Annotated in this window: 27 protein-coding genes; 21 read left to right on the top strand and 6 right to left on the bottom strand. The window is 61.3% G+C overall.

All coding sequences use genetic code 11. From position 1 onward, the window contains the following. The first annotated feature begins 57 nt into the window (after nt 1-57). Both M1R55_RS11285 and M1R55_RS11280 read left to right on the top strand, forming a co-directional pair. Nucleotides 58-315 carry a hypothetical protein gene (locus tag M1R55_RS11285; RefSeq protein WP_249391863.1) on the top strand — a complete coding sequence of 86 codons (258 nt, stop codon included), beginning with the start codon at nt 58-60 and terminating at the stop codon, nt 313-315. A 178-nt stretch (nt 316-493) separates the two neighbouring features. Next, a complete protein-coding gene (locus M1R55_RS11280) occupies nt 494-913 on the top strand; it encodes a hypothetical protein (RefSeq protein ID WP_249391862.1) in 420 nt (139 codons plus the stop codon). Between the two features lie 151 nt (nt 914-1,064). Here M1R55_RS11280 and M1R55_RS11275 read toward each other — a convergent pair whose 3' ends face one another. Further along, nucleotides 1,065-1,394 carry a hypothetical protein gene (locus tag M1R55_RS11275; RefSeq protein ID WP_249391861.1) on the bottom strand — a complete coding sequence of 110 codons (330 nt, stop codon included), beginning with the start codon at nt 1,392-1,394 and terminating at the stop codon, nt 1,065-1,067. Between the two features lie 88 nt (nt 1,395-1,482). Next, nucleotides 1,483-2,052: a dienelactone hydrolase family protein gene (locus M1R55_RS11270; protein WP_249391860.1), complete on the bottom strand. Its 570-nt coding sequence runs from the start codon at nt 2,050-2,052 to the stop codon at nt 1,483-1,485. A gap of 274 nt (nt 2,053-2,326) precedes the next feature. Between M1R55_RS11270 and M1R55_RS11265 the strand changes: the two genes are divergently transcribed. Next, a complete protein-coding gene (locus tag M1R55_RS11265; protein WP_249391859.1) occupies nt 2,327-2,848 on the top strand; it encodes a DinB family protein in 522 nt (173 codons plus the stop codon). A gap of 98 nt (nt 2,849-2,946) precedes the next feature. Here M1R55_RS11265 and M1R55_RS11260 read toward each other — a convergent pair whose 3' ends face one another. Then, complete coding sequence (locus tag M1R55_RS11260; protein ID WP_249391858.1) at nt 2,947-3,573, bottom strand: hypothetical protein; 627 nt, start codon at nt 3,571-3,573, stop codon at nt 2,947-2,949. Nucleotides 3,574-3,643: 70 nt separating this feature from the next. Here M1R55_RS11260 and M1R55_RS11255 point away from each other — a divergent pair, with 70 nt between their 5' ends. The 13 genes from M1R55_RS11255 (at nt 3,644) to M1R55_RS11195 (ending at nt 19,824) form a co-directional block, all read left to right on the top strand. After that, nucleotides 3,644-6,646 (top strand): phage tail tape measure protein, encoded by a 3,003-nt coding sequence (locus tag M1R55_RS11255; protein WP_249391857.1) that lies wholly within the window; start codon nt 3,644-3,646, stop codon nt 6,644-6,646. Continuing rightward, complete coding sequence (locus M1R55_RS11250) at nt 6,619-11,058, top strand: hypothetical protein (RefSeq protein ID WP_249391856.1); 4,440 nt, start codon at nt 6,619-6,621, stop codon at nt 11,056-11,058. Before M1R55_RS11255 ends, M1R55_RS11250 begins: the two co-directional genes overlap by 28 nt. Beyond that, on the top strand, nt 11,058-11,489 hold the full coding sequence (locus M1R55_RS11245) for a hypothetical protein (RefSeq protein ID WP_249391855.1): 432 nt from the start codon (nt 11,058-11,060) through the stop codon (nt 11,487-11,489). Before M1R55_RS11250 ends, M1R55_RS11245 begins: the two co-directional genes overlap by 1 nt. After that, nucleotides 11,486-11,833 (top strand): hypothetical protein, encoded by a 348-nt coding sequence (locus M1R55_RS11240; protein WP_249391854.1) that lies wholly within the window; start codon nt 11,486-11,488, stop codon nt 11,831-11,833. The genes M1R55_RS11245 and M1R55_RS11240 overlap by 4 nt, the downstream gene beginning before the upstream one ends. 3 nt (nt 11,834-11,836) lie before the next feature. Further along, nucleotides 11,837-14,071: a hypothetical protein gene (locus tag M1R55_RS11235; protein ID WP_249391853.1), complete on the top strand. Its 2,235-nt coding sequence runs from the start codon at nt 11,837-11,839 to the stop codon at nt 14,069-14,071. 98 nt (nt 14,072-14,169) lie between these two features. Beyond that, nucleotides 14,170-16,182 carry a hypothetical protein gene (locus M1R55_RS11230; RefSeq protein ID WP_249391852.1) on the top strand — a complete coding sequence of 671 codons (2,013 nt, stop codon included), beginning with the start codon at nt 14,170-14,172 and terminating at the stop codon, nt 16,180-16,182. Then, on the top strand, nt 16,179-17,000 hold the full coding sequence (locus tag M1R55_RS11225; protein WP_249391851.1) for a PPC domain-containing protein: 822 nt from the start codon (nt 16,179-16,181) through the stop codon (nt 16,998-17,000). Before M1R55_RS11230 ends, M1R55_RS11225 begins: the two co-directional genes overlap by 4 nt. Before the next feature lie 9 nt (nt 17,001-17,009). Beyond that, nucleotides 17,010-17,492 carry a hypothetical protein gene (locus tag M1R55_RS11220; protein ID WP_249391850.1) on the top strand — a complete coding sequence of 161 codons (483 nt, stop codon included), beginning with the start codon at nt 17,010-17,012 and terminating at the stop codon, nt 17,490-17,492. Next, nucleotides 17,489-17,773, top strand: coding sequence for a hypothetical protein (locus tag M1R55_RS11215; RefSeq protein ID WP_249391849.1), 285 nt, complete (start codon nt 17,489-17,491; stop codon nt 17,771-17,773). Before M1R55_RS11220 ends, M1R55_RS11215 begins: the two co-directional genes overlap by 4 nt. A gap of 8 nt (nt 17,774-17,781) precedes the next feature. Then, complete coding sequence (locus tag M1R55_RS11210; RefSeq protein ID WP_249391848.1) at nt 17,782-18,270, top strand: hypothetical protein; 489 nt, start codon at nt 17,782-17,784, stop codon at nt 18,268-18,270. 2 nt (nt 18,271-18,272) lie between these two features. After that, the gene (locus M1R55_RS11205; protein ID WP_249391847.1) at nt 18,273-18,800 is read left to right on the top strand and encodes a hypothetical protein; all 528 of its coding nucleotides are present in this window, start codon (nt 18,273-18,275) and stop codon (nt 18,798-18,800) included. Then, complete coding sequence (locus tag M1R55_RS11200) at nt 18,801-19,664, top strand: hypothetical protein (RefSeq protein ID WP_249391846.1); 864 nt, start codon at nt 18,801-18,803, stop codon at nt 19,662-19,664. Nucleotide 19,665: 1 nt separating this feature from the next. Then, complete coding sequence (locus M1R55_RS11195; RefSeq protein ID WP_249391845.1) at nt 19,666-19,824, top strand: hypothetical protein; 159 nt, start codon at nt 19,666-19,668, stop codon at nt 19,822-19,824. An 88-nt stretch (nt 19,825-19,912) separates the two neighbouring features. Here the strand turns inward: M1R55_RS11195 and M1R55_RS11190 are convergent, their stop codons facing one another. Together M1R55_RS11190 and M1R55_RS11185 are read right to left on the bottom strand one after the other, a co-directional pair. Next, a complete protein-coding gene (locus M1R55_RS11190; protein WP_249391844.1) occupies nt 19,913-20,167 on the bottom strand; it encodes a hypothetical protein in 255 nt (84 codons plus the stop codon). A gap of 246 nt (nt 20,168-20,413) precedes the next feature. Beyond that, nucleotides 20,414-20,677, bottom strand: a complete 264-nt coding sequence (locus M1R55_RS11185) for a hypothetical protein (RefSeq protein WP_249391843.1) — start codon at nt 20,675-20,677, stop codon at nt 20,414-20,416. A 134-nt stretch (nt 20,678-20,811) separates the two neighbouring features. Between M1R55_RS11185 and M1R55_RS11180 the strand changes: the two genes are divergently transcribed. Continuing rightward, nucleotides 20,812-21,645 carry a metallophosphoesterase gene (locus M1R55_RS11180; RefSeq protein WP_249391842.1) on the top strand — a complete coding sequence of 278 codons (834 nt, stop codon included), beginning with the start codon at nt 20,812-20,814 and terminating at the stop codon, nt 21,643-21,645. A gap of 108 nt (nt 21,646-21,753) precedes the next feature. Here the strand turns inward: M1R55_RS11180 and M1R55_RS11175 are convergent, their stop codons facing one another. Next, nucleotides 21,754-22,023, bottom strand: a complete 270-nt coding sequence (locus tag M1R55_RS11175; RefSeq protein WP_249391841.1) for a hypothetical protein — start codon at nt 22,021-22,023, stop codon at nt 21,754-21,756. A 155-nt stretch (nt 22,024-22,178) separates the two neighbouring features. Here M1R55_RS11175 and M1R55_RS11170 point away from each other — a divergent pair, with 155 nt between their 5' ends. From M1R55_RS11170 to M1R55_RS11155, 4 genes are read left to right on the top strand one after another with little or no spacing between them, the layout of a single operon-like run. Continuing rightward, nucleotides 22,179-22,583, top strand: coding sequence for a hypothetical protein (locus M1R55_RS11170; protein WP_249391840.1), 405 nt, complete (start codon nt 22,179-22,181; stop codon nt 22,581-22,583). 9 nt (nt 22,584-22,592) lie between these two features. After that, a complete protein-coding gene (locus tag M1R55_RS11165) occupies nt 22,593-23,045 on the top strand; it encodes a hypothetical protein (RefSeq protein WP_249391839.1) in 453 nt (150 codons plus the stop codon). After that, nucleotides 22,993-23,520 (top strand): hypothetical protein, encoded by a 528-nt coding sequence (locus M1R55_RS11160; RefSeq protein ID WP_249391838.1) that lies wholly within the window; start codon nt 22,993-22,995, stop codon nt 23,518-23,520. The genes M1R55_RS11165 and M1R55_RS11160 overlap by 53 nt, the downstream gene beginning before the upstream one ends. Next, nucleotides 23,517-24,236: a M23 family metallopeptidase gene (locus tag M1R55_RS11155; protein ID WP_249391837.1), complete on the top strand. Its 720-nt coding sequence runs from the start codon at nt 23,517-23,519 to the stop codon at nt 24,234-24,236. The genes M1R55_RS11160 and M1R55_RS11155 overlap by 4 nt, the downstream gene beginning before the upstream one ends. Nucleotides 24,237-24,248: the final 12 nt, after the last annotated feature.

Below are 24,248 nucleotides of genomic sequence, written 5' to 3'. Positions count from 1 at the left end.
CACCGCCACGCTAGCCCAGATGAACCGTTGAAACGCCAACGCTCCCAAGGACATCCCATGCTCGAACTCCAATTGACCGCTTCCGGACGCTCCCGAACCGACATTGCCAAAGCCCTGCGCGCCGCCCTAGAGAGCATCGAGGCGGGCGAGGTCACTGGCCAGGGCCAACAGGACACCAGTACGTATACGTTTACCCAGACCGGCACGGATGACCAAGCACAGTTAGAGGCGGCCGGATGGATCTGGGACGGCGACGGATGGAGCAAAGGGGCCCTGAGCGGCCTGAGCTATGGCGAGGCGTTGACCGACGACTGAGCGCAAGAGCAACAGAGCGGCAAGAGCAAGGCCCGCAATCACACGGGCCTTTTTCTTGGAGGAAACGATGCCGACAGGTTCAACTGAAGGAAGGGCACTCGTCCAGCGGCCCTTTGCCGAAACGGTCAGTCCTGACAAGACATCAGATCCTCATCACCTGAAGCGGCAATGTTGAGTTATGCGATTTCTCCTGTTGCCTTGCTTCTTGCTCACTGGCCTCGCCTCCGCTCAAGCTGTCCCCGCGCCCTTGAACGGCATCTGGCAACTCAAAGACATGAAAGTTTTTGGGAAGGCAGAAACGACCTTGCCCTCGACACAATTGATGATCTCTGGCGGGCAACTTCGGGGCATGATCGCTTGCGGCACCTATGCGGGCACCATCGCGGCGGCCAACAACCAGATGAAGATTCAGGTGATGCCGTTGCCGCCTCGCCCCAATGAGAAGTGCTTGTATGCCCTACCTGGGGTCTTTCACAGCGCCCTGAATACGTCTGGGAACTACATCATCAGTGGGGACACTCAGGTGTTGGTTCTGTTCTCTAAAACGACGCGGCTGACGTTTAAGCGCATCGGGTATGTGACCCCCGTCAAGCCCTAAACACGCTGGGAAAGGAAATCAAAAGAAAGGCCTGCATGATTGCAGGCCTTTCTCATTGAAGGAACTTATGAAGGTATCCACCGTTGAGCACCTCGCCTCAAGACTTGTCGCCTTGGTTGAGCCGACGCCTGAGGCGCAGGCCGCAGACTAATTATTTCGGCAATTGAATAATAACCGTAGGGTTGCGAGCATCCCCGCCAACTGAACATACGGCGGGGATTTCGACGGAGCCGCCGAGGGCCGTCACATTGAACCTTGCCCTGTAGCCATTCTGAGCGAAGCCGCTTACATCAAAATTCCCCTGAGTCTTCAATTGCTGCTTTGCTGTCTGTTCGCACAATTCTCGCACCTGTGACTGCGGAACAGCGCGGGGCGCGAAGTAGACGCCAATCGCTAGAACTACCAGCGCAAGTGCCGCTCCACATCCAAAGTTTGCCCGCCTTTTTGATACGGCGGGTTTGTCTGTTTGCACTTGAGTCATTCCGCCACCGTACCTCACCGTTTCTGACAGGGAGGTTTACTATTACGAGGAATTGAGATGCACAACCTTACGCATCCATGAACTTAGTTCAGAGCTCTCGGAGGAAATGAAGGACACGCTGCTGGAGCGCGGAAGTTGCCGCGGCGTCATAGGACTCCAAACTACGATCTGAAAAGAGGTGCTGATCACCGGGGTACAGAAAGAGTTGTCCTTTCGGCGCCGTGTCTACCAACGCTCTGGCGGCTTCAGCATCCTCTTCAAAGAAGGGGTCGTCCTCCATGGCATGGACTTGAACGGGGACATCCTCAGGCCATCCCGTACCAAACTCAGCAGCGGGAAAGCAAGCATGGAAGAACAGTGCACCTCTCGCTCCTGGCCGGGTCTGCACCAATTGTTGTGCTGGCGAAACACCAAGTGAAAATCCAGCATAGACGAGGTCATGGGGTAAGCCATCGGCTACCTTGACACCGCGTTCCGCGATGTCACCGAAACCGAGTTGCTTGGCGTAAGCAATCCCGTCGTCCAGCTTGTCAAAGGTTTGCCCATGGTAGAGATCCGGGGTATGGACAATATGCCCGGCTTGGCGTAAGTCGTCTGCAAAAGCGAGAAGGCCAGGGGTCAACCCTTGGGCATGATGGAAGAGGAGGATTTCACTCATGTCTTCAGAGCATAGACTTGATACCTGACAGGGTGTGTCGCATTTATCCAAGCAAAAACTGTCTAGGGCGAGGTCATGGCGGGCTCCATCAACCGCCTGACGTAGCCCTAAATGGGGTAAGAAATTGATGGTGTTCAAAAATAAAATAACCCCCGCCTCACTGGTGGGGGTTTTCCATTGGAGGTGACACCGAATGTGACCGAAACAGACACGGGCGGGGAGATGGCCCAGCATTGCGACACGTTCTGACAGAAATCGAGCATAGGCTCAGTCCATGGAGACCAAATCGTTCTACCACTACCTCACACAAGCCCGCCGCCGCCTCTGGCACAGCCTGCGTTCCCTGACGGATGAAGAGCTCTCCAAAGCCGTCATCCCGACCGAAGGAGCACGCTGTATTAAAGATTTCCTGGCGCATATCCCGATGGTCGAAGACGGTTGGTTTCGGGGTGACCTGCTGAGCGAGACGCTCGTGATGGACCGGATGGGCCGAGAACAACCCACCTCCGATGACGCCTATTGGCACCATCAAGCCGAGTCCCTGGATGCACTGCTTGCCTATTGGGAAGCCGTTGAGACGGAGACACTGAATCGCTGGGACGACCTCATGGCGGTTGTGGCGCAAAACCCCCGGGTGCAGGTGAATGAAGACCGGATTGAAACCCTCTCGGCAGATGAAGTGATGTGGCATGTCATGCAGCACGAGGTGCGGCACACGGCCCACATTGTTCAAATGATCCGCCTACTGGGACATCAGCCTCCCTCCCTGGATCTGGTGTTTCTCACCGCGCAGTGACCGTCGGCAGTGAAGCCTTAAGTGCACTGAATTAGAAGTAGAAGAAAACATAAGGCCCGCAATCACGCGGGCCTCTTCTGTCGTACCTGTTAGAAACCCTACTTTGATTGGCCCATGAAAGTAACCAGCGTGGCCGCGGTTTCTGCACAAGTCAGCATTCCTTTAGCCGCTTTTTGCGTATTGGAGAGCTGGCTCATAAGGGAGATCAGTGGTAGATCTTGGCCTGTCTCGCTCTCTAGAAGTTTTTCGAAGGTAGTTGCAATGTCGGCCACGATCATTCCGTTTTCTGGACAAGCCTCATCCAAACGAGTGAAGGCGACAGCTATCGCTGGATCATTCTTCTCCCGGTTATCTCCGATTGCCAGCATTTGAGCAGGAGTCATGTCTGCTGCGGGGTTTAAAGCGGTTGGAGTGGTTCCACAGCCTTGCAGCGCGAAGAGGATTCCCACTCCGATCAGCAGGGCCGTAACGATGCTCAAGGGCATACGCTCTTTTGGCGGGAGGGCAGCAAGAGCAGCCGCACTTTTCTGGGCTTTCTCTACTGCTGCTCGATCTTTCTTCGAAAGAGGAGGTGGCGTTACCCCCTGCTCTGCTTCTCGTTTCGCCTGAGCGCGGAACTTCTCTTCTGCACGAATCCGGGCCTTCTCCGCTTCGCTCAGCGTCCCCCCACCAGAGGTCACGCTGGCCCGCGGTGAGTTGCGCCCGAACTGTTCATCGTCGCTCATATCCCTTTACCGTACCCCGCTGCATCCATCAGCGGGTCACTATTTGCGTCCCATCCCCAGGAGGTTCCCTATGGCGGAGTATCAAGACCGGGCCACCCTCGATATCTCCGACGTGCTTAGAAAAGCAGACCTCGTTGAAGCTCGATTGGCCAAAGCGTTCGCTGTTAAGACTGGTCAGGCCATTCAAGCCCCCACCCTGAAAGTCGACACCCAAGTGTCGCGCCAGCTCAGCGAGACCGATGCTCAAATCAAACGCTTGGGACAGACGGTGAAAAGCACCCGTGACGCGTGGCAAACGCAGGCCCTGACCGATGATGAAACCATCGCGGCTTCCCGAAGACTTCGCAATGAATTGCTAAAGCTGGCCACTGCCGAAGACGCCAACATCGACAGCGTGCTGCGGGCCACCAGTGCGGCCGCCTCAGCCCAGCGGACGATGGATCAAGCGCGAGGGACGGTCACCAAGGGCGGCTTTGCCTTCAATGCCTCTGCTGGGATTATTGATTCCCTGAGCAAGCTGGGTGGCCCAGCAGGTGCAGCAGCGGGTACGGTGGGCCAGTTCGTGATCGACGGCCTCGCCCGCTCCATGAACCGGGGTAAGAGCCAACTGGCCGACGAAAGCGAGTCCCTGTCCAACGAAATCGTTGATGCTCTGAAGAAGAAGCTGAAGATCCAGAGCCCCTCCAAAGTCATGGAAGAAATCGGCGGCTACATCATGGAAGGGCTGATCGGCGGTTTTAAAAGCAAGCGTGAACTGCTGCTGATCGCCGTGCGCGATGTGGCCAGCGACATTCCAAGTGCATTTCATGCCACTGGAAACACGCTGGACGGTGCAGACCTCGCAGCGCCGATCCTCACCGGCCTGTCGGAAGGGCTGGTCAACATCCCCGAGCTGTTTCAAAAGGCCTTTGGTGGTGCGGGCCAAGCGGCTGCTGAAGGCGTCGCAGAGGTGTCAGCCGAGACGGTCAACGTCACGCCAGCGTTCGAGGGACTGGCCGCTGGATTCGAGAAGGCGAGCACCAAATTGGCTGAATTCCCAGCAGCAGCCAAACCTGCTGCTGCTGCCGTAGGGGACGCGGCGGAGGCGGCAGATGAGGCTGGCGATTCTGCCCAGGAAGCGGGCAACGGCTTCGAGCAATTGTCTGGCTTTCTGGCGGTGGCAGGCACAGCCGTCACCGTTTTTACGGCTGCTGTCGCATTGGCGGTGCCGAAAGCAGCTGAGTTTCAGGAAGGCTTGGCAGCCATCGGGACTGAAAGCGATCTCACCGAACAACAGCTCACTGAGCTGGGTGCAGGCCTGCTGCGGATCAGCGGACAAGTGGGCCAGAGTTCACAAGAACTCGTCAAAGCCAGCTATGACGTTGTCGGCGCAGGAGTCCGTGGGGCCGATACGGTTGCCAAAATCAACAAACTCACTGAAGTCAGTGCGAAGGCGGCCAGCGCTGGGCTGACCGATGTGAAAACGTCTGCGGACATCATCACCTCGGCGCTCAATTCTTACGGCTTTTCGGCAGAGAACGCTGAGCACGTCAGTGACGTCTTGTTTAAGACCACCGCTGTGGGCAAGATCAGCTTCAATCAACTCGGCAAAACCATGGGGGAAATCTTCCCTAAGGCCAAGACCCTTGGCGTGTCTTTGGAAGAATTGTCTGCCAGTGCAGCGGCGCTCACCTCCAGTGGTGTCCCCGCTGAGCAGGCCATGACGGGGATCGGCGCGGCGCTCGACAATGTACTGAAACCCAGTGCAGACGCCGTAGAACTGTCGAAAGAACTTGGCTTGAGCTTTAATGCGGCTGCGTTGCAATCCCAAGGCTGGTCTATGTTTCTAGACGAAATCCGGGCCAAGACGGGCGGCAACGTCGAGTTGATGGGCCGCTTGTTCAGCAGCTCGGAAGCCGTCAACGCCATCTTTGGTCTAACCGGAACGGAGGGTGCGCCCCGCTTCAAAAAAGCGCTGGATGAAGTGACCAATTCGGCAGGCGCAACAGACGAAGCCTTCCAAAAACAGGCAGCCACCTTCAAGTTTGCTCAGAAGCAATACGCCGCCGCCAGTGAAGCCTTCCAGATCGAATTTGGCCTCAGATTCCTTCCCCTGTTGACAAAGCTCACCAAGGGTGCGGCTCACCTCATCACGAAATTTGACGAGTTGGGGCAAAACGGCGTGGTGCAGTTTGCGCTGGTGACCGGGGGCGTGGGGTTGGCTGCGCTCGGCGTGGCAAAGCTAGCGACAGCGCTGAAAAGTGCGGCAGCCGCTTCAGCCTTGCTGCAGGGCGTGACGGCTGCGGGCGGATTGAAAGCCTTCTTAACCGCGCCCGCAGCCGCTGTCAACGGCTTGACCAAGGTTGCCGCCTTCATCCCTGGCAGATTCCTACCTCAATTGGCAGGGGCAAACGGGGCACTGGCCAACGTCGTCACGAAATTGGGCGTCTTCGGTCAAGCGGGACTCGTGGCCGGAGCTGCCTTTGCAGGTTGGAAAATTGGGGAGTGGATCGGCAAACTCAAGCTATTTGGGGATGAAACCACCACGCTGAACGATAAAATTCAAGACTTTTTGGCGGTCACTGTTTACAGGGCCGACCCTGCCCTGATCAAGCAAGCCCGCGAAGACGAAGAAGCCTTGCAGCAAAAAGCACTCGCCACCAAGGGAGTCACCGACGCCACGATTGACAGTGGTGCAGCAGAGCGGAAGGCAGCGGAGGCGGTTCAGAAAGCTGCAGACAAACGGGCTGCCCTCCTGGAAGTCATTCGTCAGCAGACCATTTCTCTCAAAGAATTGACCAAAGAACTGGGAGACCGCAAGGTCAAATTGGAATTGGAGGGCAAGACTGAATTTCAACGGGATTTGGGTGAATTGGGGGCGACTTTTGAAGCCCTCCGCGAAAAGTTCAAGGCTCCGTTTTACGTAAACGGCGCACTTGACCTCAAGAATCCCAAGCTCCAAGCCGGGTTTTCAGCATTAGATGCTCAGCAAGGCGCGGAAGCCGGGGCCTTGGTTCAGCGTGAACTGGACAAGCAGGGGATGCACGTCTCCAGCATGAACGGGACGTGCAGGCCGCTCAAACGAGCTTGCTGAAGGATGAGACGGCCCGCCGCCGCGCAGAGCTTGATCAGCAGGTGAGCGACGTCGAGCGCTCTTACCAAAAGCAGATCGACGCGGCCCGCACCAATGCGGGGGCCGTCGAAGACCCTGCTCAGCGGCAGAAATTCTTGAGCCTGGCCACGGAACTCGAAGGGCAACAGGCCGAGCAAGTGAAGGCCATTCGCCAGAAAGCCGCAGATGACCTGGCCCAGATTGACGAGGGCCGCTTGCAGAAAGTGAAGGCAGGCTACCGGGAACTGCTGGACGCGCAGGCCAAGCAAAGCAGCGCCAGCAGCACCCTCTTGGCCCAGCAGCGGGATCGTGAACTCGCGTTGGCTGGGAGTGTGCCGGAAGTCAAACTCGCAATTGAACGGCGGTATGGCCCCCTGCTGACCCAGCTGCAAGAGGAACAGCAGGCCATCGCGGGCAAGTCGGCCCGCGCTCAATTGCAACAGAATCTGGATCAGCAACTGAAGGATGCCGAGACGGCTGGAGCACAACGGGCCACCCTGGAGAAAAGTGCCCGGGCGACTTACTTGGCTCAAATCAATGCCCTAGAAGTCAGTGAGCAGGCCGAAACGGGGAGCCGCCTGCTAGCCCAAGAAGAGCGGGTGCAGACTCAGCGCCTCGCCATTTATCGCAAAGGGCTGGATGCTCGTCTCAGTAGCCTGAAGGACGCGACTGGCAAAGAGATCGCGGCACTGGAGCGAACCATTGTTGCGGAACGGGCCAAAGCGGTGGCGAGTGGCGACGGAAGCCGGGTGACTCTCCTAGATGACGGTTTGAAGCAGATCGGTGGCGTGAAAGCAGACAACCTCAAGGGCTTCCGTCTTGCTTTAACGGACGCCACCCGTGAAGCGACCGGTCTGAGAGAGGAACTGACGTCCATTGCTCGAACCCCTTTGGCCAGCGCTCGTTCAACAGCGGCCGCTCCCTTCGACGCTGTCGTCAAAGGGGCTAACAAGCAATTGGCAGACCTGAAAAAAGCTTACGGGCAAGTGGCCGCCCCCACGGCTGATCAGCGCGAGACGTTTCAGGCCCAACAGGATGACCTGACGGCCATCGTGACCCGTGCCACGACCCAGCGTACACAGGCTCAAGAACAGGCTGAAGCCAAGTATTACCGCGAGCGGGATGACAAGGCGCAAGCGGCCCACATCACCCTCAGCAAGCGCGAGCTCGACCTGGGGCGATTGACCATTGACGGCTACGCTGCCGTGCTGGTCGCCGACCGCGTCTATTGGGAAACCCGCAAAACGAATGCGAAACAGGGCAGTGAGGCCCGTGAAGAGGCGGACCAGAAGATCCGCGAGAACGAAGACGAGCGCCTGCGCTTGGAAAACGAGCGGCGCGATTTGGCCAAAGATGCGGCGGCGTTTCAGCGTGATGAACTCGTTTCTGCCGTTGAACTTGCTGATTCGGATGAAGCCAGAGCCGTCGCTTTGGCCCGTCTTACGGTCAGTGATCAGGACCGGCTTGCCGCACTGAACACTGAAATTGATCAACTGGAGCGCCAGGGCGCCCATGAACGCGAACTGTTGACTCTCAAGCAAGAGCGCGTCAGCATCCAGAAGGAGCTCACCAGCCGTCAACAGGAGGAACAGCAACGGGCCAATGAACTGGTCGATTCCACCCTGGCGCGGGTGGCTGCTGAAAATAAGCTGGCGTCCAAGCTTGCCAAGACGGATTCAGATGTGGTGGCCGCTCGGAAAAGGGATTTAAGCCAACTGCAAGGGCAACTCGCGGCGATTGACACCCGCATTCCTAAGGCCCGCAGCAAAACTGAAGAGAACGGCCTGTATGTCGAGCGTTTGGGCGTGCTGGAACAGATTTTCGATCTCCAACAGGAGATCAATCAGTTGCCGATTGAGAACGATCAGCGGCGACTGGATCTGTATAAAGCCCAGGCGCAAGCTCAACTCATCCTCTCTGGTCTGGATGACGATCAGGTGGCGAGTGCCCAGCTCGCGCTCCAGTTGGCACAAGCCGATCTGGATCTGGCCGAGAAGCGCCTGGCGCTTGCTACCACGGACGCGGGGAAAGACACGGCTCGGGGTGCGGTCGTGCAGGCCTCCGGAGCCGTGGCCCTCGCCCAGCGTGCGGCCAATCAAGCGCCAATCAAAGCGCAGGAAGATGTTCTGGCCCTTCTCCGGGCGCAAGCAGAAGCGCGCCTGGTGCTGTTGGGGCTGGATGATGACGCGGCGGCCAAAGCACAACTGGCCTTGCAGTTCGCCCGCGCTGACCTCGTCGTCGCCCAACGCCGCTTTGATCTGGCGGAGGCAGGGAGCCGGACAGAAGCCGGGAAAGCCCTGGCACAGGCCACGGTGAACGCTGCTCAAGCAGAACGTGCCCTCTCCCTAGTCCCCATCGAACTGCATGAGCGGGCACTGCGGCTCCTGCAGGCCCAAACCGCCCAGCAGCTCGAACTCAACGGGCTGGCCAGCGATGGCGTAGCAATTGCTGCTGCTGCTGTCCAGGAAGCCCAGAACAATCTCGATCTGGCGAATGAACGCGTCGTTCTCGCCCCCACACCACGGGCACGTGAAGACGCTGTGGTCACGCAAACCGCTGCGGTCACCGCCCTCTCTCAAAGTCAGCGGGCCCTGTCTAATGCCCGTTTGACGGCTGAAGACAAAGCACTGGACACTCTGAAAGCACAGGTCTTAGCTCAGGCCCAGATCACGGGACTCAGCCTCGACGCCGTGGGCAGCAAGCAACTCGACCTGGCTTTCACTCAGCAAGACCTGCAAACGACCCAGCGGCGCTTGGCAAACGCGGCTGGATTGAAATTGACCGAGGAACAGGTGCGGGACTTGCGCACCAAGAGTGTGCAACTCACCGCACAGGAGGTGGTGCAGCAGCGGGAACTGGCCAAGGCACAGGTCGAGCAGCAGCGTTCGGCACTGGATCTCTCCGATGCTCGCAGGCGGGCTCAGGCCGAACTGAGGGGCATGGCCGACGACGCGGTGACCACGGCACAAGATGACCTCGACATCACGCGCCAGCGTCAGGCATTGAACGCCCAGCAGTTGGCGGATCAGGGCAAATTGGGCCTCAGCCAACAGGAAATCAACGGCCTCTTGAAAGAGCAGGCCGACCTCACCGCGCAGGCGTCTCAAAACGAGCGCAAATTGCTCGACGCACAACGTGCTCGCCGGGATCTGCTCGAAGGTTTAGCTCAAGCGGCTCTGAACTTAGACCGCGAGGCTCTAGGAGGCACGCCAGAGGCCCGGAGTGCCCGTGAAGCGGTGGATGGGGTCACGGATGCCCGTCTGAAGCTCACACAGGCCGAGCGGGGCTATGCGGAGGCGCTGGCTGCCGTGCAGCGCTCGCAGTCCAGCAGCAATCTGGAGAAGTTCAAAACGGCCACCGAGACCTTGACCGGCGCGATCGCTGGCCAACGGACTGCGGTCAAAAACCTCGCCAGCTCATATACCGATCTGCTCGGCACGATGAAGGGCGTGCAGGATGCAGGAGACCGCCTGAAAGGGGTGGTGAACGAAGGCAAAGAGGGGCCGTTCAACGGCAACCAAGAAGTCGACCGGTTCATGGCCATTCAGAAACGCCGGGACGCGGCCATTTTGCGGTTGCGCAAGGCCCTGGCCTCCGGCGATAAAGCCCAGATCGCGGCAGCCACCGACGACCTGGCCACCCAAGAGGAACGCTACAAAAAGCAAGCTGCCTTCCTGAAGAAAAACGGGGTGGATCTGAGCCTGACCCGTGAAAACGAAGTGGTTCAGCTGGCCGATCAGGTGGACAAGTTGGGCATTCAATACGACCGGGAAGCTGACCTCCTGCAGCAGCGGGCAGATCTGGCGTTGCGTGAAAGCGAAACGGCCCGGTTCGCTGCTGAGTCCGTGAAGGCGTCTGACGACGCCCAGCAAGCCCAACTCGACCAGCGCATTGACCTCGCGGCACAGGAACGTTCCACCATGATGCTGTTCATGGAGGCCGCGCAGAAACTGGCAGCGGCAGCCGCGCTCCTGCACGACCCTGTGGCCGTCCCGGTGCAACCGTCTTCGGCTCAGGCGTCCAGCAGTGCCTCGGTGCCGCTGGTCAGCAATGCAGCGTCCGCTCCAGCTCAACCCCTTTCGGTGGTGGATGCCACCCGGTGGGCGGAGCAGCTCCGATTGGGCGGCCAGCAGGCCGGGCAACTCTTTGCCCGCGAGATTCAAGCCGCCCTCGACCGCCCAGTGAATATCAAGTTGGATGTCAATGCCCGAGTGAGCGGGACGTTGTCGAAAGGCAACGTGCCAGCGGGGCCGATGTCCAAGACGGTCACCATCCACAACAGCTACGCCCTGAAGGTCGAAAACCAGGGGCCTGAAGTGGATGCCCAAGACCTGCTGAACCAACTCAAACGATTGGCTTCACGCGATCAGGCGTGGAACGAGGACACCTGTTAATGGCCACTGACCCGCTGCTGCTCTACCCGATGATTCTCCGCATTCAAACCCCGCTTGGGCTGGTCGATTTCAGTGAACGCCCACCTGCACTGGAAGGGGTGCAGGCCGAAGCGGTGCGGGCCAGCGAACTGAAAACCCTCCTGAATGGCGTGGGGCGCTTTGCGGTCGCGGGGCAGATCACGGCCACCCGCCTCCGGATTCAAAGCGGCCCCAATAACGCGCTGGAATACGCACTGGCCCGCCGCCTGCGCGGCCTGAAGATCGGAGACCTCGTTAGCATCACGGAAAATTACACCGATCGCTATGCCCTGCGGGTCTGGACGAACGCCGTGGTGTCTGCCGCGCCCGACGTGCCGCACTGGGGCGGCGGCGAGGGCGAGGAGTACGCCAGCTTCCGCCTTGAATTCGTTCACATCACGGAGATTTCATGAAACTACTCAGTCTGCTCAATGCCGCTGGCAACGATCCCCTGCCGGTGGCGATGGAAGAAACACCGTCCGGCATGGTGGCGACCCAAACCGGGCTCCTCAAAAACACGGGCGATCAAGTGCTCACCAGCGTGCGTGTCTGGATGGAGCAAGACCCCATCCAGCCGGGCACTTTGAGTGCGGTGGTCAACGGCGTCGTTGCCGGGGCTGCACCCACCGAACTCCTGACAGGAGGCGACACGTTGACCGTAGGGGAATCGCTGAGCGTCATCTTGACGTGGTCTAACCCCGCTGACAACGCTGTAGAAGCTGAGGATCAGGGCGTGCTCCTTTGGGACGTGTTTTAAGCCATGCCGATTGTCTTTCCTGGGGGAGAAGCCCCTGAAGAACGGGTGACCGGGCAGCACCTCCTGACGACGCGGCTTGTTCCCCGCCGGGTGCGCGGCTCGTGGCGTTCCCGCGTGCAGTTGGGGCAGACGCGAGTGGCCGGGCAGCATGTATCCACGGTCAGACTGGGGGGGCGCGTGGCGGGTCAGCACACCTCCATCACAGCGCTGCGCATTCAGCCCACTCCCGTGCCAATGCCCATCCAGATCCGGCCCGGTGTCTTGCCTGACATCTGGGAGACCTCCTGCTCACTCGGCCAAGTGCAGAGCCTGAGCTATGAGCACAGCGGGATAGACGAGACGGCCACCCTGACCCTGCTGAATGTCGGGGCACCCAGCAGTGGGAGCGTCAGCTTCACAGCGGGCCTACGAAATGGCACGTCCCTCTCCCGTACCCTCAAGCTTGACGCAGGCCAGTACGAAACCAATTGGACGCCAGAAGGCAGCGTGACCACCGTGCGCCTGCTCAATGAAACCGCTGAAAAGGCCCGCACGAAACGCCTGTCCGAGCTGTTGCCGTGGAAGCTCAACCCACGCGGGGACATGCGCAACGTGCCCTGTGCCCAGCGCCCCAAGCCCCGCACGTTGACGGTGGACGCGTTGCTGACTCAGGCGGCAGGCAACGCCGGGGTGCAATTCGTGCAGCTGCAACGCCCGCTGGGGGCAGAAACGTACATGGAAGGCATGCGGGACATCAAGGTGCAGGGGCGAACCTTCGCCGAGCTGTTTAACGAGATTTACTCTGGGATTGGCTACCAGCTGATCGTGCGCGGCAACGTCGTGTATGGCCTGGGCCCAGGCCAAGCGATCAGTGGTGCTGGTTCCACGCCTCTGCCGGTGTTGACCCACACCGAGCGCGGCGAGCGGGCACAGACGCCGGGCTTAATCCGGTTAACCGGCGGCGACCAACTCGCCAAGCGTCCCAATCTCGTCAGCTTCGCGCCGCTCGCCCCTGATCCGGAAGCCTGGCGCATCGCCGTGTCGCCCGATCACCAGTGGGTGGTGCGGGAGTTTACCCAGACCGGCGAGGTCATGCGCGGATTTACCAAACTGAACGGGCAGATCGTTCGTACCGTCGAAATCACGACCGACCGGGTGGTGGTCAAGGAGGAAGGCGAGACGCCCGAAAAGATCTTCAACAACGTCCTGATGGGCTACAACACCACGGAGCTGGAGTTCGATCCAGAATGCCCTGACAAGCTCCTGTGGGAGCGCACGGTCAAGCGCAGCTACGGCTATTCGGCGGCCACCAAAATCAAGAGTTCCTATATTGCTGGCGGACCGGTGGGTGGTGGATTCTCCGCTGGGGACACAGGCGACGACGAGCAGGAGATCATTGAGCACCGCTGGGGGCCAGAAGGCATCGAGCGGCAGACCATTACGGTCAAGGGCCGGGTCACCGCCATGCAGCAGCAAGGCGCAGACGGGGAGTTGGCAGATCGGGGGGCATTGATCAGCCGCGAGACCCAGGCGGAAGTGCTGAACGAGACATACACGCAGATTGGGGGCGAGTGGTGGAATTTCTACAACGTCTCCGGAGCGGTGGCGCTTCCCGTCTACGATCTGGAAAGCCAAGAGCCGGTGCGGCTCAACATCAAGACGGGCTCCAGCGCCAGCGGCTCAAAAAAGATGGATGGGATGCCCAAAACCTTCAAGTGCAACGCGGACTGCCCCGCCGCCTTGGCCTTCCCGAATCAGGCGGCTGGGATCGTCATTGGCGGCGGGGGAACGATTACGGACGCCAGTTTCCCGGTGGTGGCGCGGGAAGCCAAGCTCAAGTCCCTCATCCCGCTGGTGGTCAAGAGCCTCGCGCCCCGTGTGGTTCACCGCCTCACGCTGGCCCAGCCAGTCAACGTGCAACCCGGAACCACCACGGGGTACGGCATCTGCAGCAGTTTCAGCCTGTCCCTGCAGAACGGCCTGGGCAGCGTTGAGATGGAAGCCGTGGATCTGAAAGCCGTTTCCACCACTTTGATCGATGATCCGGAAACGCCCAAGCGCGGGATGATGCTCTGGCACGTTCCCAGCGGCATCATCGTAGGCGTTCTGGACGAACTCAGTGACGCTGGGAACGCGACATTCAAACAGATCTTTGTGCGGGCCGGGCCAGGGGTGAACCCTGCGCCTGGAGAGCTGGTGGAGTTCCTGCCTTCCCCGAGCGAGGGCATCCTCACGCTGGTCGGTGGCTGGGGCAGATGAACAACGCGGATCTGTTGCGCTACCTCATGGGCGCGTGCTGTTGCTGCTGTGACGACGACCACACACCGCCACCCGTTCCTGTTCGCCCTCAGGGCAGCATGCAGACCCACTCTAATCCTCCGCTGCGAACTCCCATGCGGGATGAACCCTTTGTGCCGCCTAGACCCTTAGACCTCGCCCCCTTGCTACTCATCGGCCCCGGAACGGTGGCAGGCATCGGCGCTGGCCCCGCTACCCTGCATTACGCGCACGCCCCACCGCTGGGCGCGGCCACCATCGCGGCTGAACCCAGTCTCAGTGATGAACTGCTCAGCGCCGTCCAAGCCGCGTTTGTCGGGTCGCTGCCCTTCCCCCTGCGCCCCCTCAATGCTGACCCGCTGCTGCCCTACTGCGAGATTGGGGTGGTCGCGTCCACGGTGTCCGGCAGTCAGGTGATGACCGTCTACAGCGCGTTCTACACCATGCCGCCCCCTCCTGGCAGTCCGAACATGAACATGCAGCGCGGGCATGTGCCGATCTATGCCGTGGGCCTGATGGACGTGATCACGCTGCAAACGTCCGTCAGTGCCTCCGCTCTCCTGACCTCACCCGTAGCGACAGGAGGCTACGCCCCGAACCTGGAAGATGCTCCAGGAGGTTGGCGCGGCGTCAGTGGCGATCACGTCACTTACCCGTTTTTTGCCGGGGAAGCGTCCACCACCCCGCCCGCATCCGGCAGCGCTGGTACAGAACAATTTGCGGCAGCCTGGGGGCTGGACAATACCTACGCTGTCATCTCCTGTGAGTCCGGCGCGGTGCGCCTGCTCTCCGCCCTGCGTTACGTTCAGCCTGCTTTTGACGAGAACGGCCTCAGTGCTGGCTTTGAGTTTCGGTCCTTCTGGCGGGCGATTACCTGCACAGCGTCTGGAATTACCAGCACGACGACCGAGACAGGCCGCTTCACTCTGCCCGTTCCGCCTGATCGTCTGGGCTTTCCCAAGAACGTCTTCAAGCTGTGGTCAACCCTGAGCGGCGGCAGTCCCGTGCTGGTCACCGAATGGCGCGGAGGCGGGGGCAATCTTCCCTCCTGGCAGGCGCGGGCGGCCTACCGCTTTGACGGGTCTACCCCGACCCTGCTGGGCGAGGTGGCGCTGTTGCCAGACGATCCCATCCTCCTCACAGGTACCTTCAAAGACCTGAACAACGTGTTGAGCGTGGGGGGCACGTCCCTGCTGGTGGGCCATGTCTTGGGGGAACTGGCCGAGCCGCAGATCACCTACACCGGAGCGCGGGTCAACCTCGCCTCACCGGAGGCCGTGCCAGCGCCGGATCTCACCGACGTGGCGTGGGCGGTGCGGGATTTCCGCACGGGCGCGGTACAGCTCGCGGGGCCTGTGCCCCTGCTCAGAAGTGCCCCGGTGCTCACGGTACTGGCACGCCTCACCTTCACTGAACGGGACGTGACGCTCGGCACGTTGCGCCGGGTGCGGGCCACAGGCTCAGCAGGCCTCCGAAGTGGAGACACCGTACTGATCGGCGGTGTTCCTCACCCCGTGGCAGGCATCAGCGGGTTTGCCTTCGATGTGCGCCCTATGGTGGCCACCACGCTCGACGTCAATGCCAGCTTGCCTGTCACGGCGTTCTCGACGGCCGGTTGGACGGATGCCACGCCCACCAAATACCTCACCCCTCAGGTCGTCGTGCGCGAAGTGGCCTGGTTTCCACTGTCGCGCACCTTTCCGTTTGCCAGCAGCGCCGTGCCGCTTAATCCGCCCCCGCCGCGTGGGGTCTGGCGCGGCGCATTGGTGGGGGCAGGCGCCGATCCCGATCAAGCCCTGCCGGAACAGAAACGAGCCGCCCTGTTCGGCCCTGCGGATGTGCCGCTCGTCCTGTCGTTCTCCCCCATCCCGAAAGGGCGCATTGGAGCCGTGTTGGTCGTGACCGTGCGCCTGACGCACGCCGGCACCGTGACGGTGCAGGGCGGGGACAGCCGCACGATCCCCGGTGGACGCTGGGTGCAACTGCGTCTCGCGACCAATCCCGCCGCTGCGCCGACCACCGTCACGCTGATCTGTAGTCGCACAGCGCGGATCAGTTTCGCTTTCCTTGAATTTGACCCCGAGGTGTTATGAACAATCCCCTGATCCTCACCAGCAAGACGCCACCGGACGGTCTGAGCATTTCGGTCACCGCAGACTTCGGGGGCCTCGCGGGCCTGACCCTGGGCGTGGTGAGCGGTGCGCCCCTGACCGTGACGGTGAACGGCGACCCGCTCAGCCCGCCCTACCTGCTGACCGCTGGCGACATCCTGACGCTGATCCGCACGGATACCAGCACTCAGGCCAGCGTGATCGCGGCTTGGACAGAGGACAGTTACCCCGCCGTGACGGTCATCTCCGAGCCCATCTCCTTCCCCTTCCAACTGGGCAACTATGAAGGACGCAGTTACAGCCTGCCGCTTCCAAGTGGTGCCAATGGCCTGAGCATCCGGCTTTCTGGTGGGCGCGGCGATGTGGACATGGACATTCGGCGACCCGACAACACGCGCATTCAGAACCTGAACGGGGATCAGTCCGGCAACGTTGAGACCTTGTTTGAGTTCCAAGTTCCGGCGGGAACCTACACGGTCAATCTGGTCGGCACGGCGGAACTCAATACGGCCATGATGACCGTGGATTACGACCCGTTTGGGGCGTTGCCTGACCCCGTGACCCTCACCGCCACCGCCATACCGCAAGCCCTGACCCTCCCTGTCGGGGCGACTTACGTGGAATTTGCCAAAGCGGAAGGGGAGCAGCTGGAGATCAGCTACGACGCCGGGGCAAATTATCAGGCCAGCGGCACCAACGCGTTTTCCTACACGCTCGACGCGGCGCTTGCAGCAGGTGTGCGGATCAGAGAGATCAGCGGTCAAACGGGCGGCGTTACGTACCGCACCTATGTGCCTTAAGGAGCCTGCATGAGCATGATTGAAGCTGTCCTGACCCCGCTGCACGGCCTGAAGCAGTCGGTGGATTTCCCCTTCACCCTCACCTTCGCGGAGTACGGGCTCAGTCCAGACGATACGGCGCACATGGAACTGCGCTACGGCCTGAACGATGTTGCTCCCATTGACACGCTGAGCACCACCAACGAACGCATCGTGCTGAGCGCCGCTGGAGCAGACGCGGTGGACGTGTTGATCTTGCTGCACGGCGAGAAGAGTCGCCTCTACCCCATCACGATGGCCCCTCCGGCCAAGCCCGTCAGCCGCTACCGACCCCTGACTGCCGAAGACCTGACCGCCGAGGAAGCGGCCTCCCTGGCCGATCCCAGCGTCTACACGGTGTTGCCGGTGTATGGAACGTTGATCATCACTGGGCCGAATGAGACCGACCGTCCGGGTGTGGCGATGGATTTCGCGTTCTTGTTCGAAGCCAGCTGGACGCGGGGCGCGCCGTGAACGTAACGCTCACGCTCCCGCCCGTGCTGGGCACGGTCAGGTTGACCGTGCCCGATGGGACGCCAGTGCCGCTCAGCTCACCTCCGGCGCGGCGCACCGTTACCCTCCTGCCGCCGGGGAGAGAGGGGCCGCCCGCCTCGCAAGAAGCCCTGCCTGCACGCGGCTCGTATCCCGCGTCCACCGTGGTGAACCGCATTCACGCCCTGCAAGACCGCAAGGCCGAATTGACCGATCTGGAATTGACCGACCTTGTTCTCTGGTTTGAGAACCAGATCCTTTAGGAGCCGCCATGAGCTTAGAAATCAAACTTCGTGATCTGCTGACCCGCCTCGGAACCGAATTTAAGAGCGTCCGCGCCACCACAGGCAACCTGGCGGACTTGACGACCGCTCAGAAAACCAGCCTGGTCGCGGCGATCAATGAGCTGAACGCGCTTCTGGCGTCCTCGTCGAGCATCAATGACGCGGCTCCCGGCACGACCACCAGCTATTCCAGCTCGAAAACAGATCAGCAGATTCAGGCCGCGATTACTGCTCTGGTGGATGGTGCAGATCCGGCCCTGAACACCTTGAAAGAACTCGCGCAGGCTTTGGCCGCCGATCAGAGTGGGATTGCTGCGCTCGTCACCGCGCTGGAGAAACGGGTGCGCTTTGACGCGGCACAAGTGCTCACCGCCCCAGAGCAGGCCCAAGCCAGAACCAACATGGGGGCGGCGAGTGCCGCAGCGATTGGGGATACGGAAAGGAATCTCGTCGCTGACTTCGAAGCTGCACTCTAATCATGAGCCTGGAAACACGGCTTTCAGCGCTGGCAACGCGCATCGGGCAGATCATCAAGCAGCGCGGCGTGCCTGCAGGGGGCACGGTCGGGCAGTCCATCGTCAAAACGGGCGCAGGGGATTACGCGTTCGGATGGGGAACGACCTCTGGCGGCTCCGCAGCCACCCGCCTCACGGCCACCGTGACCAGCTCCCAGCTGGCCAACAACGTTACTGAACTGCTCACCGTGCCGCTCGCCAAGGGCTACGCGCTCTACCAGGTCACGTTGTCAGGGGCGGGCTGGCTCCGGATCTACCGGGACACTGCCAGCCGCACCGCAGATGCCAGCCGCGACCAGACCACCGATCCTGCCCCTGGCTCTGGCGTAGTGGCAGAAGTCATCGGCACGCTGGGCGTCTGGGATCAGGCGGTCAGCGGGTGGGACGGCAAAACACCTCCTGACGGCGTGATTCCGCTGCGCCTCACCAATCTCTCTGGCGCGGCGCAAGCCATCACTGTCACGCTCACTTACCTGCCCCTGGAGGCTTAAATGGCTGCTAGTTCTTTCTCATTCCCCAACAATGCGTCGAGTGCCGCCCTGATCATGTCCAAGCTGCATGAGCTCCTGATCGCTAAAGGCTGGGAAATCCAGTGGGCCAACGCCGCTGCCATCGGTACGGGCACCGCAGCAAACCCCAAGTGGGACACGACCCCCGCAGTCAGCACCAGCGCGGGTATCGCCAGCTACCTGATGCCGCTCGCGGGGCTAACGAACCGCTGGGTTGTTACGGTAGAAATGGCGTGGGCCGCCGGTTCCGTACTCATCCCCCTTTTTTACAGCACCACCGCTCAGAGCGTCAGCACGTCCACGGGGGTCATGACTGGGGCAGGACGGCGCAACGGCGGCTCTTTTGGACAGTTCAATGCTGGTCAGGCCCACGTCACGGTCAGTGAGTACGGGTTTGCGTTCACCAATGCAGGGTTGTGGCATGGGGTCGAGCGGCGCAGGCAGATTACCAACACCTACAGTGATGACCTGACCAGTCATCAGTTCAGCACGGCAGGCAATGTGGGTTTTGCCAACGGCGCACGCAACCTCTGCCGGAACTGGACGACGGGCGAGTATGGCGAGGACGCATTGGCGTTCTTAGGAACATATGCCACCACCGCACTCACATCAGGAGATAACATCGCCACCCTGAGCAGTGGGGACGGCAATGTGGGGTTTCCAGCGGGGCCAATCACGACTTCCAACGGTCTGGGCGGCGTGCTGCGGCATGTGCAGTGCTTCCGGCCTAATGATTCCGTCGTGGGGATTGACCAGGCCATCACGGTAGATGGGCAGACCCGGCTGTATCTCCCAACCGTAGGTGCGGGCCCAGGAACGCTCCGCGTCCTGATTGCGAGGCAGTGAGATGCCCGTCCCCACTCTGGCAAATGCTGAGGCGTTTACGGCGGGCCTGACCAACGTGGCGTACAAGGAAACATTCAAACCGCCCACCGGAAACACCACCACCACCACGGCCAGCACCCGCCCGATCTCTGGGGCCGTCTACCCGCGTCCGACCCGCTAAGCCTCACTCCTGCTCCCGCCCACGCTTCTGGCAAGCTGGGCGGCGGCTCATGTCTCAGCAGAGGCCTCCGACAACGAGAAGAAGCGACTCAGTGCAAGACGCCCCACAGAGGCAGCGCTGTCACCAGCAACCCCACCCCGGCCATTAACCCCCAGAACCCCGCCCAAACAACCGGGGACGAGAGATACTTGGGCAGCGGAACGGTCTCTTCGGGGATCGACCAAAGCCCATGCTCCATCCGCTCGCGGGTGAGGGCCACTTCAGAGGTCACTGGCTGCTTGACAGCGAAGGTCTCTACGTCATCCCAGTCTTGAAGCGTTACGGCATTCCACTGCTGATCCATGCTGTTGACGATAGGCCGATCCTTCTGACAGCCCAGTGACAGGCCCGTTAGATCAAGACAGGCAGTTCACCTCTGGGATCAAGCGAGCCTCCAGCAGTTCCGGTCTCCCTCTTTCTTTGGGAACGCCTCGTGCTGGGGAGGGGCGGCCTTGAAGCTCGAACCGCACATGGATCTCAGCCTGACTTAACCCCCCCCTCTCCACCTGCCCACGCTCCCGGCAAGCTGGGCGATCCCTTCAAACGTTCCCTACACGCCCTTCTGGATGAGGCGCTTGAGCTGCTGTTCCTTCGACTGCCAGCGGAGCGTCCAGTCCATCCACTCATCGGTGGGGCGCACCCGACTGGCCCGGATCTGCCGCCCATCGGCCAGCGTCCAGATTTCCACCTCTTGTCTCGCCTGAAAGAACCAGCGCGCTGGTTCGATATAGCGCTCAGTGCAGCACGCAGGTTGGCTCGGCTCCCCCACGATGCCGACCAACTGGATTCCACTGCGTAACTGAACGAGTCGCATCACTGTATTTTCGACAGCTGCGCTTATAGCCCTGTCACTTCACGCTCTCTCAACCCGTCCACGCACCGGCTGCTGGGCGGTGTTCTTTGGCCGACAGGAGGCCCATGAAACGAATGAGGCACTAGGTTAGGCACGTGAATGTTTCCCGGCGAACCGTACTGTTAGGTGGAGTAGGCCTTGGCGCTTTAGGCGCCACTTCAGTCAAAGAAGCCTATGGGTATAAGCTCACCTCCCACCAACACCTGTTGCCGGGCCTCCGCACGCCACTCCGGGCCGTGCAGCTCACCGACCTGCATTACGGGCCATTCATTCGCGCGGCCTCCTTGAACAATTGGGTCGACACCACCCTCGCCCTTCGCCCGGATGTCGTGCTGATCACAGGCGACTTCGTGGATCGTCATCTGCTGGATTCCACTGCACCTCTCCTGCAAACACTCAGCCGATTGACTGCACCTTTGGGCGTCTGGGGGGTCTGGGGCAACCACGACTATGACTATTTCGGCTCTGAAGCCCGCCGCCTCGGCACTCCCCTGCCCGTGACGCGGGAGACATTCCGAACCGCTCTTGAAGGGGTGGGCATCCGCATCCTGAGGAATGCGGGCACGGCTCTTCGAGAAGACCTCTATTTAGCCGGGGTGGATGATTTGAGTCGGGGCGACACGCAAGTCCAACAGGCCTTGACCCAGATGCCGACCACCGGAGCCGTGCTGCTGATGAGCCATAACCCCGACGTGCTGGAGAACGTGCCGCAGCAGGTGACGCTGACGGTGTGCGGTCACACGCACGGGGGCCAAGTGCGGCTGCCCTTCCTGGGCCCTCTAAAATCCAGTAGTCAGCTGGGTTTCACTGAGGGGTGGGTGTTTGGGCCCGCCGCCGGCTATGTGTCGCGGGGCCTGGGTGTGACGGGAGCACCCGTGCGATTGAACTGTCCCGCCGAACTGGTGGTCTTCAACTTTGAGCCTGAATGATCTGAAATCTCTGCCGACAAGCTGTTCTTCTGTCCCGCCCACGCCCTCGGCTGCTGGGCGGGTTTTCATGGCCGACAGGAGGCTTATGCATTCATGAGAAGCCACTCACTACAAGACGGCCAAGAGCGTCAACCCTGCGACCAGCAGCCCTATCAGCGCCAACACTCCCCAGAATACCCACCATGCGACTGGGGAAGAGAGGGACTTGGGGAGCGGGGTGCTCTCCTCGGGTACCGAGTGCTCCAACCGCTGGCGGGTCAGGGCCAGTTCAGGGGAGACAGGCTCCGCTGGCGACTGGATGGAACGCGTGTCCATGTCATTGACGTCATCCCAGTCTTGAAGCTCCACGGCAGGCTGCTGTTTTGGGGAGGGATCCATACGGCTGACCCTACGCTGCCCCCTCTGACATCCCAGTGACAAGTTCACTCCACTAAGGCATGCCGCGCAAGCCCTGCGCTTGACCTGAAGCCTCATCCTCTTACCCGCCCATGCACCCGGCTGCTGGGCGGTTTCCTTTGGCCGATTGGAGGCCCATGACACGAACCACACGCCTCTTGCCGCTGGTGCTCCTGGCGGTGGCTGCCCTCGCCCTAGGGTTGGCGCCGCTCGCCGCCTTCAGCGCCCCGTCTCCACCCCCCTCCTGCGCGGTGCAGGCCAGTGCGCGGCCCACCCGCACACCGGGCATCTATACCGTGACCGTGGCCGTCACGCCCGAGTGCCCCCCTGATGGCGTGGCCAACGTGCGCCTCGAGTCCTACCTCGGCGGGCACTTTCCCCGCAACAGTTGGTTCAAGGTGCGCCCTGGTCTGCCCCTGATTCGTTCCGGCACCCCCTGGTACTGGCGGGCACGGGTGCGCAGCCAGAGTGGCGCGGCCAGTTACCCCCTGATCATCCCCGGCATGACCTCTCCATTCTCTCCCGCAAGGCCACCACGATGAGGAGGGGCCGTGACTCCATCTATTTTTGCTGCCGTGGACTGGTACCTGGTGCTCTACGCGGCAGGCATGGGGGCGGTGATGTCGCTCCTGATCACCTGGCGGGAACGCAACGCCCAGCGCAGCCGCAACCTGCCGCTCAGCTCCTGGGCCAGCCTGATCCCCGACACCCTGATCGCCAGCCTCAGCGGCACCTTTGCCGCCCTGATGCTCGCCGCCCGCTTTCCGGCCCTGCGCACGTTCGAGGGCATCGGGTTCGTCTCAGCGGTCGCGGGCGTGGTGGGGCCAGCGGTCTGGGACTGGATCCGGGTCAATGGCAAGGACACGCTCTTCGAGTGGGCCGGATCCATGGCCACCGGAGGTCTCAAGAAACTGGCCGAAGCTGCAGCCAAACGCAAAGGAGGGCCGCCTGATGATCAGCAAAACAAACCCGCACCGCCCGATGACTCCACGCCCACGCTCTGAGCGCACCAGCCGCTTCCTGCGCGCTCACAACCCCCTGCAGCCGCCCGAGCTGCGCCTGTGGCATGTGCTGCTCGGCCTGGTGCTGTTCATCTTCTTCGCCGCCTGCGTCATCGCGTCCGGTGTGGCCGGGGAAGTGGGCCGCATGGCGCTGCAAGACAGCAGCTGGCAGTTGACCATCCTCTGGATCGAAGGGATTGCCGTGCTGTGCCTGGTGGCCTTGGTGCTGGTGCGGGCCATGAGTCCGTTGATGTATGTGGGGTTGGCCCTGCAGATCGTGGCGCTGGGCCTCTGGCTGGGCATCACGCGCACGGAACAGTTGCCGTTTACGTTGATCAATTTCTTTGTCCTGGTCGTCCTGACCTTGATTCCGGTGCGGGTGATCACGCGCCCGAATGAACAAGATCAACTCGTGCTGATGCGCGAGCGAGCGGAACGCGCCGAAGCCGAAGTGGCGCGGCTGAAAGGAGAGTTATGACCTCACCCGCCTTCTGGCCCACACTGGATACCCCCACGACCCGCTACACCGTGCAGCCCAGTTGTGGCTGGCTCGATCCTGCCTATTACGCCGCCCTGGGCTCCGTTCATCCTGCTATAGACCTCAATGCCGTCACCGGCGGCAACACCGATCTGGGCGACCCGGTGCACGGCGCGGATTCAGGCCGCGTGGTGGCCACCATGTGGGATGCCTACATCGGCGGCATCGTGGAGATCCTGCACGGCGACGGCAGCATTTCCGGGTACTGGCACCTGCGGGACATTCACGTCAAGGTGGGCCAACTGGTCAGGGGCGGCGACCTGATTGGGCAGATCGGCAAGGGCGCGAAGCTGGACATGGCCGCGCACCTGCACTTCTACGTCAAACGCGCAGGCGTGAACCTGCCCGCCAACTATTGGCCCAGCACGCACCACAAGAACCGGACAGCCTGCGAAGCCTTTGTGCGCGCCCATTACCACCATCCCGTGGAGTGGTTGCAAGCACGGGCAGCCAACCGCACGCTGGCCTCGCTGCAGGCCATGCACGGTGCGCCGACCCGTGTGCTGGTCAACGACGTGGAGATTACCGGGCAACTGGTACAGCGTCCCGAACACGACCTGAGCATCGACGCCCGCACGGAAACCGTGCGCGTGTACCTGAACAGCCGTGAGCCGACGCTGGTCATTCCCGCCCTGCCCCCCGGCGTCATTCACTGACGCCAGGAGACT

This window comes from Deinococcus sp. QL22, assembly GCF_023370075.1.
Lineage (GTDB): Bacteria > Deinococcota > Deinococci > Deinococcales > Deinococcaceae > Deinococcus.
This window is presented reverse-complemented; position numbering and strand designations above follow the sequence as displayed.

Coding starts and splice junctions, on each gene's coding strand:
- M1R55_RS11200 (WP_249391846.1), top strand. CDS start 18,801: ATGGCTGCTAGTTCTTTCTCATTCCCCAACAATGCGTCGAGTGCCGCC.
- M1R55_RS11280 (WP_249391862.1), top strand. CDS start 494: ATGCGATTTCTCCTGTTGCCTTGCTTCTTGCTCACTGGCCTCGCCTCC.
- M1R55_RS11235 (WP_249391853.1), top strand. CDS start 11,837: ATGCCGATTGTCTTTCCTGGGGGAGAAGCCCCTGAAGAACGGGTGACC.
- M1R55_RS11265 (WP_249391859.1), top strand. CDS start 2,327: ATGGAGACCAAATCGTTCTACCACTACCTCACACAAGCCCGCCGCCGC.
- M1R55_RS11275 (WP_249391861.1), bottom strand. CDS start 1,394: ATGACTCAAGTGCAAACAGACAAACCCGCCGTATCAAAAAGGCGGGCA.
- M1R55_RS11240 (WP_249391854.1), top strand. CDS start 11,486: ATGAAACTACTCAGTCTGCTCAATGCCGCTGGCAACGATCCCCTGCCG.
- M1R55_RS11195 (WP_249391845.1), top strand. CDS start 19,666: ATGCCCGTCCCCACTCTGGCAAATGCTGAGGCGTTTACGGCGGGCCTG.
- M1R55_RS11255 (WP_249391857.1), top strand. CDS start 3,644: ATGGCGGAGTATCAAGACCGGGCCACCCTCGATATCTCCGACGTGCTT.
- M1R55_RS11205 (WP_249391847.1), top strand. CDS start 18,273: ATGAGCCTGGAAACACGGCTTTCAGCGCTGGCAACGCGCATCGGGCAG.
- M1R55_RS11190 (WP_249391844.1), bottom strand. CDS start 20,167: ATGGATCAGCAGTGGAATGCCGTAACGCTTCAAGACTGGGATGACGTA.
- M1R55_RS11260 (WP_249391858.1), bottom strand. CDS start 3,573: ATGAGCGACGATGAACAGTTCGGGCGCAACTCACCGCGGGCCAGCGTG.
- M1R55_RS11245 (WP_249391855.1), top strand. CDS start 11,058: ATGGCCACTGACCCGCTGCTGCTCTACCCGATGATTCTCCGCATTCAA.
- M1R55_RS11230 (WP_249391852.1), top strand. CDS start 14,170: ATGCAGACCCACTCTAATCCTCCGCTGCGAACTCCCATGCGGGATGAA.
- M1R55_RS11160 (WP_249391838.1), top strand. CDS start 22,993: ATGATCAGCAAAACAAACCCGCACCGCCCGATGACTCCACGCCCACGC.
- M1R55_RS11225 (WP_249391851.1), top strand. CDS start 16,179: ATGAACAATCCCCTGATCCTCACCAGCAAGACGCCACCGGACGGTCTG.
- M1R55_RS11220 (WP_249391850.1), top strand. CDS start 17,010: ATGAGCATGATTGAAGCTGTCCTGACCCCGCTGCACGGCCTGAAGCAG.
- M1R55_RS11285 (WP_249391863.1), top strand. CDS start 58: ATGCTCGAACTCCAATTGACCGCTTCCGGACGCTCCCGAACCGACATT.
- M1R55_RS11210 (WP_249391848.1), top strand. CDS start 17,782: ATGAGCTTAGAAATCAAACTTCGTGATCTGCTGACCCGCCTCGGAACC.
- M1R55_RS11170 (WP_249391840.1), top strand. CDS start 22,179: ATGACACGAACCACACGCCTCTTGCCGCTGGTGCTCCTGGCGGTGGCT.
- M1R55_RS11270 (WP_249391860.1), bottom strand. CDS start 2,052: ATGAGTGAAATCCTCCTCTTCCATCATGCCCAAGGGTTGACCCCTGGC.
- M1R55_RS11185 (WP_249391843.1), bottom strand. CDS start 20,677: ATGCGACTCGTTCAGTTACGCAGTGGAATCCAGTTGGTCGGCATCGTG.
- M1R55_RS11175 (WP_249391841.1), bottom strand. CDS start 22,023: ATGGATCCCTCCCCAAAACAGCAGCCTGCCGTGGAGCTTCAAGACTGG.
- M1R55_RS11155 (WP_249391837.1), top strand. CDS start 23,517: ATGACCTCACCCGCCTTCTGGCCCACACTGGATACCCCCACGACCCGC.